The organism is Mariniflexile sp. (assembly GCF_052728615.1).
Window position 1 is genome coordinate 32,484 of the sequence record NZ_JBFVFE010000034.1, and the last position, 13,470, is coordinate 45,953.

Genomic DNA, 13,470 nt, shown 5'->3' on the forward strand with positions numbered 1-13,470 from the left:
TAAGATGATTATAAATAACGATAAAAGTTCGCAGAAAAACAACGCTATAAGTCCTTTTGAAGAAACTAAAGTAGAAGAAGGTTTTTTGGTTTTGGTTTATAAAAATGATGGAAACGAAACGCAAAGTCTTATTAAAGAAATACATAGCGATTACATCCAATTTCATTTTTGCGTTAAAGGTACCAGTAAATTTGTTTTTAACGAAGGGCGTTATGTGCTAAATATTCTTGAAGAAAACTCTTTGTTATTGTACAATCCACAACGCAATTTACCCATTAATCTTGAGGTAAACCGAAATTCTTGGATGGTTTCTGTACTGATTTCAATAAAAAAATTTCATGGATTGTTTTCGCAGGAAGCCGATTATATTTCATTTTTAAATGAAGACAACAAAGACAAAAAGTATTATAAAGACGGCAGCATAACGCCATCCATGGCCATTGTTCTCAATCAACTGATCAATTACAATCTCAATAAATCCATAAAGGATTTGTATTTTAAAGGAAAAGCCTACGAACTATTAAGTCTGTATTTTAACAGAAGCGAAGAAGCCAATATTGAGCAATGCCCGTTTTTGGTGGATGAGACCAATGTGATTAAAATTAGAAAAGCGAAAGAAATTATTGTCGCTCGAATGGCAGAACCACCAAGTTTACAAGAACTTGCAGATGAGATTGGGTTGAACCTAAAAAAGTTGAAAGAAGGGTTTAAACAAATCTATGGCGATTCGGTGTTTAGCTTTTTGCTGGATTATAAAATGGAAGTCGCTCGAAAACTTTTGGAATCGGGCGAAAACAATGTCAACGAAGTCGGATTGAAAGTGGGCTATAGTACAGCAAGCCATTTTATTGCTGCTTTTAAAAAGAAATATGGCACAACACCAAAAAAATATATTATGTCTTTGAGTTAGGTTCAAAAGTTTGTCTCGATCTTAAAATTTATATCTTCCATAATCAACCCTTACATGGATTTAATTAGGTTGAAAACTATTTTATGACCACATAAAATTATTTTATTAACTATTTTTTTACGAAATTTAAATTCATAAATTTAACAGATGAAAAAACTATCACTTCCTATTCGGTTTGGGCTTATTACAAGCGCTATATTAATTGCCTATTTTTTAATTTTAGCATTATTCCACAAGCACATCAACCCTGTTTTCAGTTTTTTTAATGCAGTTATTACGGCATTTGGGATTTTTGGAGCCGTAAGATTGAGCAAGCAGGAAAACTTGGAAGGTTTTACCTATGGCGAAGGTTTTAAAACAGGCATCATTACCGGTTTTGTTGCAGCCGTAATATTCACCATTTTTTTCTTGGTTTATGCTACCGAAATAAATCCTGATTTTTTACCGGAATTACTGCACACTATCCATGGTGATTTTAACATCGATATAGGCATGGTGACCTTTGTTGTGCTTATAATGGGGCTCGCAACCACGGTAATCGCTACACTAACCGTCATGCAATTTTTCAAAAGAAGCAAAAATATTTCCTAAAACAAATAAAACGTTTGTAGATTGATTAATTAGCAGTATATTTGCACTCATTTTTGAACAAAATTAATTAATAAACACGTTACGCTATGTACGCAATTGTAGAGATAGCAGGGCAACAATTTAAAGTTGTTAAAGACCAAAAGGTTTTTGTACACCGTTTACAAACAGAAGAAGGAAAGCAAGTGGCTTTTGACAATGTTCTTCTTATTGGTGATGGTGATACTATAACTGTAGGCGCCCCAGCTATAGACGGCGCTCAAGTAGGAGCAAAAGTCTTAAAGCACCTAAAAGGTGATAAAGTGATCGTTTTCAAAAAGAAAAGACGTAAAGGTTACCGTAAGAAAAACGGCCATCGCCAATCTTTAACTGAAATCGTAATTGAAAGCATTGCTGCTTCGGGAGCCAAAAAGGCTGCCAAAGCTGAAAACGAGGGAGCCAAAAAGGCTGCCAAAGCTGAAAACGAGGGAGCCAAAAAAGCCGAAAAACCTAATGCTGAAGAAGCAGCTCCGGTAAAAGAGGCAAAAAAAGCTGCTGCTAAACCCGCAGTTAAGAAAGACGTTGAGGTAAGTGAAAATTTGGTAACACGTGCAGAGCACCGGGCTGAAGAGGCACATATCGAAATCAACATCGATAAAATACTTCACAGTATAGGTACTGCTTTGAAAGCAGATGCTGATGATTTGAAATTGATCAACGGAATTGGTCCAGTTTACGAAGTGAAACTGAATGAGTTGGGTATTTATACCTTTGAGCAAATCAGCAAGTTGAAAGCTGCCGATAGAGAAGGTCTTTCTGCAATCGATGGAATCACTCGTGAGAAGATTGAAGCTGAAGAGTGGGTAAAACAAGCAAAAGCGTTGCTGAAAAACAAACAATAGAATTATTAACTATATAAAAACTTAAGACAATGGCTCATAAAAAAGGAGTAGGTAGTTCTAAGAATGGTAGAGAATCAGAATCAAAACGTTTAGGCGTTAAGATTTTTGGTGGTCAAGCTGCCATTGCTGGAAACATTATCGTAAGACAAAGAGGAAATACACACCACCCAGGTGAAAACGTGTACTCTTCAAAAGACCATACATTACACGCCTATGTTGATGGTGTTGTAAAATTCACTAAGAAAAAAGATGACAAATCGTATGTTTCTATAGTGCCTTTTGAAGGTTAAGAAACATATTCTTTAACTTATTAAACCCTTTCTGTTTTCAGGAAGGGTTTTTTTGTTTACTGCAAATCAGTTTCCACAAACGCTTTAGGAAACACAATCCCGAACGGATCCTTTCGGTCGATGAACGATAAAAATGATTTCTTTTTTCCGCAATTCAGCAAAACTGAAACCAACAAAATAACTTAGGATAATTTTTGGATATAACCTTTATGAAATCCGAAGGATTTTTATTGCTTTTATTGAAATAATTCACTAACTTAGACTATTGCATCTGCAATATTAAGTTTTTGTTCCATTTAAAATATTGATTATGCTACCTCCATTTAGATCTGAAATCAGAAACTCCCCAACACAGCAAACCATAAAGATATTTTTGAGTGATGAATCTTTGGATGCCCAGATTAAAAATCACTTGGAAAATTTTACGGAAATTGACCTCATCGAAATCAATGAAACCGTTGAACAAAACCACGCCAGTGAAAACCTTACCGTTTTTTTAAAGGAAACGAGTGATATTAATAGAATGAAAGCCTCTATTGATTCTAGTTTGTGGTGGTATTTTGAAGAAGATTGGGTGGATTGATTATCCTTTCCAATCCATATAAACCAGCACATCATTTATACATTTATCCAGTTCGGTTTTTATGTCGCGTTCCCAAAACCTAAAAACGGTATAATCCATATCTGTAAGTTGTTGGTTCACTTCGTGGTCGCGCTGTATGTTCCGCTCTATTTTTGGTATCCAAAATTCCCTATTGCTTTTTATGGTTTGTTTGCGTTCGTTCCAATTGTAACCATGCCAAAATTCACCATCAATAAAAACCGCTAGCCTGTACTTTTGAATGGAAATATCGGGTTTCCCCGGAAGTTTTTTATTGTTCACTCTATATCGAACGCCTTTTTTCCAGAGGGCTTTTCTAAAAATCATTTCAGGTTTGGTGTTGGTGCCACGAATTTTGCTCATTATTTTTGAACGCTTTTTCGTGGTGTAAAAACCCGATTCCTCATTAAACCGAGGGACTTTTATTTTCTCTTCGCTATAACCCATAACCCGATATGAATATAACACTCTTATTTTGACTTTTATATCAAACTAACAGCGAAGGGATAAACAAGTTAGTTAATATAATTGGTTTCCAAAAAGTAATTTACAATGGCTTCTTTCATTAAAACACTTTGTTCGCCTGCTTTTAAATGTGGCAAGGTTTCAATGGTTTTGTAATGTGGCCAACCCTCGGCATCCACAAAATCGAGTTCATAATAGCCATAAGGCGCCAACAACTTGCAAATGGCAATGTGCATTAAATCGAGCTTATGGTCTTTTTTAAATTCCCTGTCCAATTGCCCTAATTCTTGCACACCTATTAAGTAGATAATGGCATCAAGATCGAGGGGGTCTCCATCGGCAAATTGGTTGGATAGTTTTTTTACTACCAATTCCCAGCGCTCTTTTAATTGTTCGTCTCTAGACATTTTTATGTTCAAAGTTTAAAATTCCAGGTTTCAAAGTTCAAAAATCTAAAATTCGTTAATCGTTAATCGTTAATTATTCGGTTTCAAAGTTAATGAACCTTGCTATTACTTCAAGGTGTTGCTCTTTAAAAAGAAGAGAAATTAATTATATTTACCAAAATTGTTTTTTATGAATGTTTTGGACCTTGTTTTATTGGCGTTTTTAGCTTTAGGTTTTATTAGAGGTTTTTGGCGTGGACTTTTTGTTGAAATAGCGTCGCTAATAGCTTTAGTTGCTGGGGTATATGGCGCATTTCACTTTAGTCATTTTGCAACAGAATTTTTAAAGGAAAAAGTGGATTGGAATGAAAACACCATAAACATGGTCGCATTTTTTGGCACATTGATCCTAATCATTTTAGCCATTGCCTTGGCTGGAAAAGCCTTAACAAAAATGGCCGATTTTGCTGCATTGGGCTTGGTAAACAAACTATTGGGCGCACTTTTTGGCGGATTGAAAATAGCAGTCGTTTTAAGCGTGTTGCTCATTGTATTTGAAAAAATGAACAGGAACGTTCCGTTTACAACTGCAGAAGATAAAGAGGAATCGGTGCTTTATAAACCTGTAAAATCCATTATTCCGTTGATTTTTCCGAAATTAATTGTGAACGGGAAGCCTATTGGAGAAGAATTGGAGGATGAAGAAGCAAATCCACAAAATGGAATCCTTCCACAGAAATGACAAATGACGTCAAAAGGTTAATCCAAATGATAAATTTCCATGATGTCTCTTAAGTATTTCTCAAAATCTATTTTTAAATCTATCAGCTTTCCTGTGTGCACATCAAAGACCCATCCGTGCACTTTTAATCCTCGATCTCTATACGCTTTTTGAACGCTAGAAGTTTTAATTAAATTTACACATTGTTCTTTTACGTTCAATTCAACCAAACGTTCGTATCTTTTTTCTTCATTTAGAACACCATCCAGTTCCATTTTATGAATTCGGTACACGTCTCTAATGTTTCTTAACCAAGGGTTCAAAATACCTAAATCTGCCGACTGCATTGCTGCTTTTACACCGCCGCAGCCATAATGCCCACAGACTACAACATGATTGACCTTTAAATGCTCCACGGCATAAGTGACTACCGACATAGCGTTTAAATCGATGCTAATGACCATATTGGCAATGTTACGATGTACAAAAGCTTCGCCTGGACCTAGGCCCATTAATTCCTCGGCGGTAACCCGACTGTCTGAGCATCCAATAAATAAAAGCTCGGGGTTTTGCCCTTTGCCCAAATCATCAAAATAATTGGCATCAGACGCTAATTTTTCCTTGATCCACGCTTCATTATTTTCAAAAACCCTATCTAAGTCCATATCGTATTATTTCTTCTAAAGGTAACTCAAAATAATTAAAGGGCTTTAATATCTGCTGATGAAATCCAACCTGCTTTACCGTCTTGCAATTTGATTTTTTTCCAATTATTGACCGAATCCAAAACCTGAACCTTGGTGCCTTCATGCAATATAAACGATTCTTCGCTTCTGGAATTTGGTTCATTCTTTACTTTGCTCTCCTTAGCAAACACAATGGCTGGTTGGTCTTTTTTATCCAAGTTGAATTTATGGAACGCAAATAGCAGTGATACGAACATTAAAGTTAGAGCCGCTATGCTTCCCAAAAAAGCCAATCGTTTTCTTAATGAGGAATAGGCAAAATAGTAGATTAAAAACAATATCACGAAACTAAACACGAATACAATGGCTGCTTTTGCCCAACCATCAAAGGGCATGGTATTGGTGGCCCTATTTAAAATTTTAGACAATCCTGCTTCTGGAATCACACCAACCGCATCAATGGTCATGTTTTTTGCAAACGCTAAATTGTTTTTAATGTCGGCATCATTTGGTGCCAATTGCAATGCTTTTTCATAAAAATAAACGCTCGGGGCCACATTACTTAACTTATAATGGGCATTGCCTAAATTAAAGTACAGCTCTGCCGATTGGTTTTTGGTGCGCAAAATAGCTTCGTATTTATTTATGGCTTCCGCATATTTTCCTTCGTTATATAAAGCGTTTGCTTGTTCAAAAAGGGCTTTGTTTTGTGCAAACAATCCAAAACACAACAAAAACGATAGTATGTATAATATCTGCTTCATCTTAACGTGCTTGTTTATCAATTAAAGAAATGGTTTTCGCCGCTTTACTATAATCTTCTTGCATGGTTACAATATCAATGGGTGTGTAACGGGCCAATTCACAGCTTTCCAATATTTTATTAAAATCGACAATGGCTTCATTTTCTACACCTTTATTGGCCAACAGTCCATTGATTTTTTCTTTGCTTAAATCGCTGGTTTCAATATGTAATTTTGCTTTTAGATAATGATGCAATGCCTTCTCTAAAGCAATGTAGAAAGCTTCTTTTTTACCTAATGATTTTTTTGCGCTACTTAAATATTTTTTCGCTAATTTATCGGCTTTTCGTATTCTATTTCCGTAAACATCGGCATCCCTGGTCGCTTTTTTATTCCGAATGGCGATGGCCAGCGGGATGGCTAAAAAGGGCAATAACAATAAGCACCAAAACGTAGTTGTCTTAAAAAAGCTGGGTTGGTTTATGCTTGTAAAATGGGAACTGGTTTTAATAAATGCAAATTGATCTTTATTCAGCACCACGGGTTGTTTTCCATTATTAACAATACTACCAGCATTGGAATTATTTAAAGGCCCATCCAACACATCGATGATAATTTCATCGGATGCTATTTGTTTATAGGTCTCCGTTTTTAAATCGAAATATGAAAATGACACAGCAGGTATGGGATATTTACCTTTGTATTGTGGCACCACGGTATAACTATCGGTAATGCTTCCCTGCATGCCCGATAAGCTGGTGTTTATGTTTTCGTTGTGCTCGGGCTCATAAACCTCTAAAGAACTTGGTAACGTTATTTTAGGAAGCTTAAATAGCTTTAAATTACCATTGCCCCTTACACCCACTTTTAGCTGTAACGACTCTGAAGCATCCAATACTTTTTTGGACGCGGTAACATCAAAACTGAAATCGCCCACGGCTCCGGAAAAATCAATGGGTTTTCCGGCCTCTGGCAACGGTTTCACGTCAATGGTTTTGTTTCCTGCCGATACCACCTTATTAGCGCGACTCATTAAAGGGCTTCCAAAAATATCACGTCTGTTGGTAGGTACGCGCAATGCAATATCCAAACTTAAAGGTTCAATATCTAACTTCCCTGTTTTTTGTGGATACAACACCGTTTTTCTTAATACCAAGAAGCGGTATTCCTCACCATTGTAAGTCCCATTTTGAACTTTTTGCCCTTGGGTATCTATATTTTGGCTCCAGAAATCATTAAATCGTGGACTGTCTATTTCATTCCAATTCTCAACTGCAACTGTTGGCGACACGTACAACTTGTAAACCACGGTTATGGCTTCGTTTAAATACGGGTTTGTTTTTGAAATTTCTGCCACTAAATGAATACTTTCCGATGCGATATAATCCGGATTGTTGGGATCCTTTGGAATATCTACCGCAGCCGTAACTTCAATTTTAATGGGCACCGTTTTGTATATTTCGCCATCAATATGTATGGTGGCCTGTGAAATGGTGAAATTACCGCGCCCTTTTGGTGCCAAAAAATAGCTATAGGTTTTTTTAAAACTTCTAACGCCGTTGATCCAGGAATTACTAACCGATTGGTTGGGACCGCCAACAACCGTAAAATTTGAAAAATCGGGCGGACTAAAATTATCACCATCCTGGTTCATTTCAAAATCTATACGCAAACGTTCGTTTACACCAAGTTTTTCCTTACTCGCTTTGGCTTCAAACTTAACTTGCGAAGAAGCCATGCTTGTAACTAAGAATATTATTAAAATGGATATATATTTCATAATGATTTACGATTTGTGATTTACGAAGTAAGATTTTGAAATTATGTAAATCAAAAATCGTCATTCGTAAATCGTCATTCGTTTTACCAATCTTTTTCCGTTTTTATTTTAACGCCTTTTTGCTTTTCGGCATTTATTTTTTCTTGGACTTTTTGTTCTTGATTATTCATGGCTTCCAACAAATTTTTCACTTGTTGTGGCGACATTTGCCCGGGTTGGGGCTTTGGCTGTTGTGGTTGTTTCTCTTTTTCATCGCCTTCCTTACCCTGATCTTTTTTGTCATCTTTAGGGTTGCCTTTATCATCTTTCTTATCGTCGCCCTCTTTTTTATCTTTATCGCCTTCGTCCTTTTTATCTTGGTCTTTTTTGTCGTCGCCCTCTTTTTTGTCCTGATCTTTTTTATCGTCTTTCTTATCCTTGTTTTGGTCGTCTTTTTTATCGTCCTTGTTTTGGTCTTCCTGGTCTTTTTGTTGCTCTGCACAAATTTTTGCCAATCCTAAATTATAACGTGTTTCTTCATCGGATGGATTGTTTCTCAACGCATTTTTATAGGCTTCAACAGCTTCTTTACACTTTTTATTCTGCATTAAAACATTCCCAATATTATGATAGGCTTTATGCTTTTCTTCTTTTGAAGTCGATGTTTTAGCCGCTTGCTCTAATCGATACAGCGCTTCTTCAAAACTTCCTTTTTTAATATAGGAATTCCCTAAATTGTAAATACCAGCAACCGAATTTGATGTCTCTGAAATAGCTTTCCTATACTCCATTTCGGCAGAAACAAAATCTTTATCATTTATTAAGGTATTGCCTTCGTACACATAGTTATTCGCCTTTTTTTGTGCTGCCAATAACGCTTTCTTGTCTTGCTCTTGCGAAAAAGACACGGTGGCTGTTAAGGTTACTAATATTATAAGATATTTCATTTTAATATTTTTATTTACGATTTACGATGGCGTTGTCCATTAATGTTCTTAGTTCAAAAAATCGTTAATCGTTGATTGTTGTTCCTTCTTGTGCATTCAATTTTTATGGATTTTAGTTCCTATAACTAAAATATCTCATAGTATCAAAATAATTACTACTGTTAACCCCTCCGCCTATCGGCATACCGAAATAAATTCGGCACAGGCTTTCCCCTTAAAAAAGGGGAGGAATTATTGAGAGGATTATTTTTTTAATAATTTTTAATAAATTAAATTTTTGTCATGTACTCAATTTATAAATGTATAAAACCTATTAAAAGTTTACCGTTAAAGGATTTATAAAATATCTTTGAAATTATTAACGATTAACGAATGTTGATTTTTGATTGCTGAATTTCTAATTGGTACTATCATTAATATTCTTATTTCAAAAATCGTTAATCAAAAATCGTTAATCTTTACAGGTTTTCGTTAAACAGATTCAGCTTTTTCAACCATGCTGTTTTACGTTCCAATAAGAAAATATCCAACAATAATAAGAACACCGCAAAGCCTAAAAACCATTGAAATTGGTCTTTAAACTCGGCATATTGTTTGGTTTCAAACTCCTTTTTATCCATCCCATTTAAAATCTCACCAATATTTTTAACCACATCATTCGTGTTTTTTCCGTTGATATAAATTCCATTGGCTTCGGCGGCAATATTTTTTAGCGTTTCTTCATCCAAACGGGTTATAACCGTTTCACCTTGATTATCCTTTTTATAATTCAAAACAATGCCGTTTCGCTTTTCTGGTATGGGACTTCCTTTTACATCGCCCACACCAATAGTGAAAATCCGAATGCCTGCTTCACTCGCTTCTTCGGCCACTGCTGCCGCTTGTTCGCTATGGTCTTCACCATCTGAAATAATAATAAGCACCCGATTGGTCTGTTCTTCATCATCAAAATAAGTGGTTGCCAGCTTAATGGCTTCATTGATGGCGGTTCCTTGCGAGGATAGCATATCGGTATTCATGCTTTGAAGAAACATTTTAGCCGATGCATAATCGGTTGTGATGGGCAATTGCGGAAACGCTTTTCCTGCGTAAGCAATAATACCCACGCGGTCGCTTGCCAAATTATTAATGATTTGGGTTACCAATTGTTTTGCTTTTTCCAATCGGTTAGGAGCAATATCTTCAGCAAGCATACTTTTTGAAACATCCACCGCAAAAACAATATCAACACCTTCACGCTTTACGGTTTCCAGTTTTGTACCAATTTTTGGGTTTACCAAAGCAATGGCGATAGATGCGAATGCTAAACTTAACACGATGATTTTTAAAACCGATTTGAAGAGTGATGCATTCGGACTTAATTTTTTGAGCAATTGTTTGTCGGCAAACTTTCGTTGGGCTTTGTGTTTCCAAATTTGAAGCACCAAAAAGAATAGGATGATTACCGGAATAACCCCTAATACCCAAAACCATATTTTTTCGTCTAATTGATACATCTTTTTTAGTTTTCAGTCGCAGTCGCAGTCGTAGTTTTCAGTTTCTCCACTTGGGTGGTTATTTGCAACTTCCTGTTTTTATTTTTTATCCCTTTTGTTTTTCTTCCTGTCTCCCGTCTTCCGTCTATATTCTATTTTCTTTTCTCTCTTTTCTCTTTTCTTTGTTCTCTCTTCTTTTTAAACAAAACTCCTAAAAAGCGTGTTGCGCAACAGAAATTCTATGAGCAACAATAACCCAGCTAATATTACCAATGGGCGGTACTTTTCGTCATAATTGTAAAACTTAAACTCTTCTACATCTGTTTTTTCAAGTTTATTGATTTCGTTGTAAATTTCCTGTAGTTTTTTATTATCGGTCGCTCTAAAATAGATGCCTCCGGTTACCCGCGCTATTTCTTTCAATAAAACCTCATCAATTTCAACTTGAATCCGTGCATATTGAAACTCGCCATTTCTGGGGTCGATAGCCACTGGCGACAGTGCCATTCCGTTGGTTCCCAAGCCAATGGTATAGGTTTTAATACCATATTCCACAGCCAATTCGCTGGCTATTTTGGGGTCTATAAACCCTGTATTGTTAACCCCATCAGTCAATAAAATAATAACTTTGCTTTTCGCTTTACTATCTTTCAATCTGTTTACGGCGGTGGCCAACCCCATGCCAATGGCCGTTCCTCCTTCAATAATGGTGTTGTACTTAATATCCTTTAAAGAACGCAGTACAATGGATTTATCGCTCGTTACAGGCGTTCTGGTATAGCTCTCGCCAGCATATTCCACCAAGCCAATCCGGTCGTTTGGCCTGCCTTTTATAAATTCCGCAGCTACATTTTTTAAGGCTTCCAATCTATTGGGCGATAAATCTTTTGCCAGCATACTAGCCGAAACATCAATAGCCATCACAATATCAATACCGCGGGTGGTTTTGGTTTTAGAAGACACATCAACGGATTGTGGTCTTGCCAACGCCGTAATTAATAATGCCAAAGCCAATAAGCGTAAAATGAACAGCCCGTGTTTTAATTTTGGCAACAAAGAACTGGTTGTTTTAAAACCCTTTAAACTCGATATTTTAAGTTCCGCCGTTTGTTTTTTATGCTTAAAAATATACCACAGTATCGCTATTGGCAACACTAAAAGTGCCCAAAACCATTGTTTATTTACAAACTCAATACCTTCAAACATTATTCTTCTGCTTTTTTAAGTTCGACTGAATTTAAAATCCGCTCCACTATTTTGCTTGCGTACACATCATCTTTTCTCCACGACATGGAAATACTCTGAAGTACTTTATTGGTTGAAAATTGTAAAATGACATATTCCCCTTCATAAAATTTATCAGTCGAGATTATTGGGAATTTTGCCGAACCATAGGTTTTTAAGCCCTCTGCGCCGTTTGGTGTTACAAACTTCTCGTTTTTCACTAAAATATTTTGAACCCCCATGGCTTCAATTTGCTTGATCGTTTTTTCGGATGCTTGGATTAAATCTATCGGTTCTTGGGATTCTTGTTTTAGTACCGTTGTTGAAACGTTAATATTAAAAAAATCCAACAGACTTCCGTATTGAAAATTGGTAACGTCCATTTGGGCCTTAATTTCGTCCGGTAAATTAATTTCGGTACGTTTCAATACTTTGGGCGTAGAAACAGTAACCGGTGGAAATCCATACGCACTGGTTACCCATTCGCCCTCTAAAAGCTCAATACTATCATGACCAATAAGCGTGTCTTTTACATAACCAAAGCCATATTTTATAGAGAAACCAACAAAAGTTGCCACTAACAGAAAAACGCTTATCAAAACCGTGATAATAATTTTTTTGCGCTTCTTTTTACGTTCCAATTCCCCACGGTACTTTTCATCTAAAAGTTTTTCCTCTTCAGTAGGTTCAGGCAAGGCTTCTTTTACATGGTCAATCTCAATATCAATGGTGTTTCTATCTAATTTAGCAAGATCTACATCCACCGCAGATTTAGCAAATTTTACCAAATCGGCACGTTTTAAAATGCTCTCTAAATTTCTAATATCTTCATTGCTCAGTTCTACTTGGTTGCCTTCTTTGAGCAATTTCAGTCTGTTTATCAACTCATCCGTAGTGCTCTCCAAAGCGCGGTCGTACACTTTTTCATCAAGATATTTTCTAATGATAAATGTAAGTTCGGAGTAATAATCTTTTATGGCCGCAGATTCCAAATAATGACTTTCATCCAATTTTTTTAAGGCTAACTTCGCTCTGTCATACGGTGGTAACAAGGCAATTTGTTCTGCTTCGCTCAGTGGTTTTTTTCGCCAAATAAACCAATACATCAAAAACCCGATGATGCCAATTATTAGAAGCGCCATCAACAGATATTTCCACCAATCGCTTCCTTGTTTTTTAACTTCAATAATAGGTTTTATATCGAAAAGCCCTTGTTTTGTGGTATCTACAACCACATTATTCACTTCAACCTTTAAAGAATCGGTAAAAAAAGTTTTATCGCCAATAATTATTTTTTGCCTAGGGATGGTGTATTTACCAGAATCAAATTGCGTTAAACCATATTTTTTAATAAGACTGAATTTGTCTTTGTTTTTAATGGTATCAACAGCATACGATTCAATCATTTCCAACGGCGAAAATGTTTGTCCTTCAGGAAAAACCACCAAACTATTTGGCTCTGATTCCACTGAAATTTTATAAGTGATTTGCGCACCGATTTTTATTTTGGTAGAATCGATTGAGGAAGTTACTTGTGAAAAGGAGAAAAAAGATGATAGAAAAAAGAAAATAGAAAAAAGACGGCAGACGGCAGACCTCCCGATAGCTATCGGGAAACGGAAGACCGAAGGTGTTTTGCTCATAAATCGTAAATCGTACTTCATAACTCGTAAATCCCTTTATCCTCTTCTTTTAAATAAATCGTAAATCGTACTTCATAAATCGTAAATCGTACTTCATAAATCGTAAATCGTACTTCATAAATCGTAAATCGTACTTCATAAATCGTAAATC

The 13,470-nt window shown here is 36.0% G+C and carries 15 protein-coding genes; 6 read left to right on the forward strand and 9 right to left on the reverse strand.

Annotation, left to right across the window (positions count from 1 at the left end; all coding sequences use genetic code 11):
* The first annotated feature begins 4 nt into the window (after nt 1-4).
* From ACU1LP_RS12950 to ACU1LP_RS12970, 5 genes are all read left to right on the forward strand, one after another.
* Complete coding sequence (locus ACU1LP_RS12950; RefSeq protein WP_445731854.1) at nt 5-910, forward strand: helix-turn-helix transcriptional regulator; 906 nt, start codon at nt 5-7, stop codon at nt 908-910.
* A gap of 147 nt (nt 911-1,057) precedes the next feature.
* A complete protein-coding gene (locus ACU1LP_RS12955) occupies nt 1,058-1,501 on the forward strand; it encodes a DUF4199 domain-containing protein (protein WP_445733691.1) in 444 nt (147 codons plus the stop codon).
* A gap of 86 nt (nt 1,502-1,587) precedes the next feature.
* A complete protein-coding gene (rplU, locus tag ACU1LP_RS12960) occupies nt 1,588-2,379 on the forward strand; it encodes a 50S ribosomal protein L21 (RefSeq protein ID WP_445733690.1) in 792 nt (263 codons plus the stop codon).
* Between the two features lie 29 nt (nt 2,380-2,408).
* Nucleotides 2,409-2,669, forward strand: coding sequence for a 50S ribosomal protein L27 (gene rpmA / locus ACU1LP_RS12965; protein WP_445731851.1), 261 nt, complete (start codon nt 2,409-2,411; stop codon nt 2,667-2,669).
* 310 nt (nt 2,670-2,979) lie between these two features.
* A complete protein-coding gene (locus ACU1LP_RS12970) occupies nt 2,980-3,252 on the forward strand; it encodes a hypothetical protein (RefSeq protein WP_445731850.1) in 273 nt (90 codons plus the stop codon).
* Here the strand turns inward: ACU1LP_RS12970 and ACU1LP_RS12975 are convergent, their stop codons facing one another.
* Both ACU1LP_RS12975 and ACU1LP_RS12980 read right to left on the reverse strand, forming a co-directional pair.
* On the reverse strand, nt 3,253-3,717 hold the full coding sequence (locus tag ACU1LP_RS12975; protein WP_445731860.1) for a very short patch repair endonuclease: 465 nt from the start codon (nt 3,715-3,717) through the stop codon (nt 3,253-3,255).
* Nucleotides 3,718-3,785: 68 nt separating this feature from the next.
* The gene (locus ACU1LP_RS12980) at nt 3,786-4,142 is read right to left on the reverse strand and encodes a hypothetical protein (RefSeq protein WP_445731849.1); all 357 of its coding nucleotides are present in this window, start codon (nt 4,140-4,142) and stop codon (nt 3,786-3,788) included.
* A gap of 169 nt (nt 4,143-4,311) precedes the next feature.
* On the opposite strand from ACU1LP_RS12980, the gene ACU1LP_RS12985 reads away from it, so the two are divergent.
* The gene (locus ACU1LP_RS12985; protein WP_445731848.1) at nt 4,312-4,863 is read left to right on the forward strand and encodes a CvpA family protein; all 552 of its coding nucleotides are present in this window, start codon (nt 4,312-4,314) and stop codon (nt 4,861-4,863) included.
* Nucleotides 4,864-4,880: 17 nt separating this feature from the next.
* On the opposite strand, the gene ACU1LP_RS12990 is transcribed toward ACU1LP_RS12985, so the two are convergent.
* The 7 genes from ACU1LP_RS12990 to ACU1LP_RS13020 form a co-directional block, all read right to left on the reverse strand.
* A complete protein-coding gene (locus ACU1LP_RS12990) occupies nt 4,881-5,507 on the reverse strand; it encodes a carbonic anhydrase (RefSeq protein ID WP_445731847.1) in 627 nt (208 codons plus the stop codon).
* 35 nt (nt 5,508-5,542) lie between these two features.
* On the reverse strand, nt 5,543-6,292 hold the full coding sequence (locus ACU1LP_RS12995; RefSeq protein WP_445731846.1) for a tetratricopeptide repeat protein: 750 nt from the start codon (nt 6,290-6,292) through the stop codon (nt 5,543-5,545).
* Between the two features lies 1 nt (nt 6,293).
* On the reverse strand, nt 6,294-8,051 hold the full coding sequence (locus ACU1LP_RS13000) for a BatD family protein (RefSeq protein WP_445736454.1): 1,758 nt from the start codon (nt 8,049-8,051) through the stop codon (nt 6,294-6,296).
* A gap of 83 nt (nt 8,052-8,134) precedes the next feature.
* Nucleotides 8,135-8,977, reverse strand: coding sequence for a tetratricopeptide repeat protein (locus tag ACU1LP_RS13005; protein WP_445731844.1), 843 nt, complete (start codon nt 8,975-8,977; stop codon nt 8,135-8,137).
* A 458-nt stretch (nt 8,978-9,435) separates the two neighbouring features.
* Nucleotides 9,436-10,473: a vWA domain-containing protein gene (locus ACU1LP_RS13010; RefSeq protein WP_445731843.1), complete on the reverse strand. Its 1,038-nt coding sequence runs from the start codon at nt 10,471-10,473 to the stop codon at nt 9,436-9,438.
* Between the two features lie 177 nt (nt 10,474-10,650).
* Nucleotides 10,651-11,658: a vWA domain-containing protein gene (locus ACU1LP_RS13015; RefSeq protein ID WP_445736455.1), complete on the reverse strand. Its 1,008-nt coding sequence runs from the start codon at nt 11,656-11,658 to the stop codon at nt 10,651-10,653.
* Nucleotides 11,658-13,319: a BatD family protein gene (locus ACU1LP_RS13020; RefSeq protein ID WP_445733693.1), complete on the reverse strand. Its 1,662-nt coding sequence runs from the start codon at nt 13,317-13,319 to the stop codon at nt 11,658-11,660. Before ACU1LP_RS13020 ends, ACU1LP_RS13015 begins: the two co-directional genes overlap by 1 nt.
* Nucleotides 13,320-13,470: the final 151 nt, after the last annotated feature.

Bases quoted from the DNA above. Each gene is read 5' to 3' on its own strand.
- ACU1LP_RS13010 (WP_445731843.1), bottom strand. From the start codon at position 10,473: ATGTATCAATTAGACGAAAAAATATGGTTTTGGGTATTAGGGGTTATT.
- rpmA (WP_445731851.1), top strand. From the start codon at position 2,409: ATGGCTCATAAAAAAGGAGTAGGTAGTTCTAAGAATGGTAGAGAATCA.
- ACU1LP_RS12955 (WP_445733691.1), top strand. From the start codon at position 1,058: ATGAAAAAACTATCACTTCCTATTCGGTTTGGGCTTATTACAAGCGCT.
- ACU1LP_RS13000 (WP_445736454.1), bottom strand. From the start codon at position 8,051: ATGAAATATATATCCATTTTAATAATATTCTTAGTTACAAGCATGGCT.
- ACU1LP_RS13005 (WP_445731844.1), bottom strand. From the start codon at position 8,977: ATGAAATATCTTATAATATTAGTAACCTTAACAGCCACCGTGTCTTTT.
- ACU1LP_RS12985 (WP_445731848.1), top strand. From the start codon at position 4,312: ATGAATGTTTTGGACCTTGTTTTATTGGCGTTTTTAGCTTTAGGTTTT.
- ACU1LP_RS12980 (WP_445731849.1), bottom strand. From the start codon at position 4,142: ATGTCTAGAGACGAACAATTAAAAGAGCGCTGGGAATTGGTAGTAAAA.
- ACU1LP_RS13020 (WP_445733693.1), bottom strand. From the start codon at position 13,319: ATGAGCAAAACACCTTCGGTCTTCCGTTTCCCGATAGCTATCGGGAGG.
- ACU1LP_RS12990 (WP_445731847.1), bottom strand. From the start codon at position 5,507: ATGGACTTAGATAGGGTTTTTGAAAATAATGAAGCGTGGATCAAGGAA.
- ACU1LP_RS12970 (WP_445731850.1), top strand. From the start codon at position 2,980: ATGCTACCTCCATTTAGATCTGAAATCAGAAACTCCCCAACACAGCAA.
- ACU1LP_RS12995 (WP_445731846.1), bottom strand. From the start codon at position 6,292: ATGAAGCAGATATTATACATACTATCGTTTTTGTTGTGTTTTGGATTG.
- ACU1LP_RS12975 (WP_445731860.1), bottom strand. From the start codon at position 3,717: ATGGGTTATAGCGAAGAGAAAATAAAAGTCCCTCGGTTTAATGAGGAA.
- rplU (WP_445733690.1), top strand. From the start codon at position 1,588: ATGTACGCAATTGTAGAGATAGCAGGGCAACAATTTAAAGTTGTTAAA.
- ACU1LP_RS12950 (WP_445731854.1), top strand. From the start codon at position 5: ATGATTATAAATAACGATAAAAGTTCGCAGAAAAACAACGCTATAAGT.
- ACU1LP_RS13015 (WP_445736455.1), bottom strand. From the start codon at position 11,658: ATGTTTGAAGGTATTGAGTTTGTAAATAAACAATGGTTTTGGGCACTT.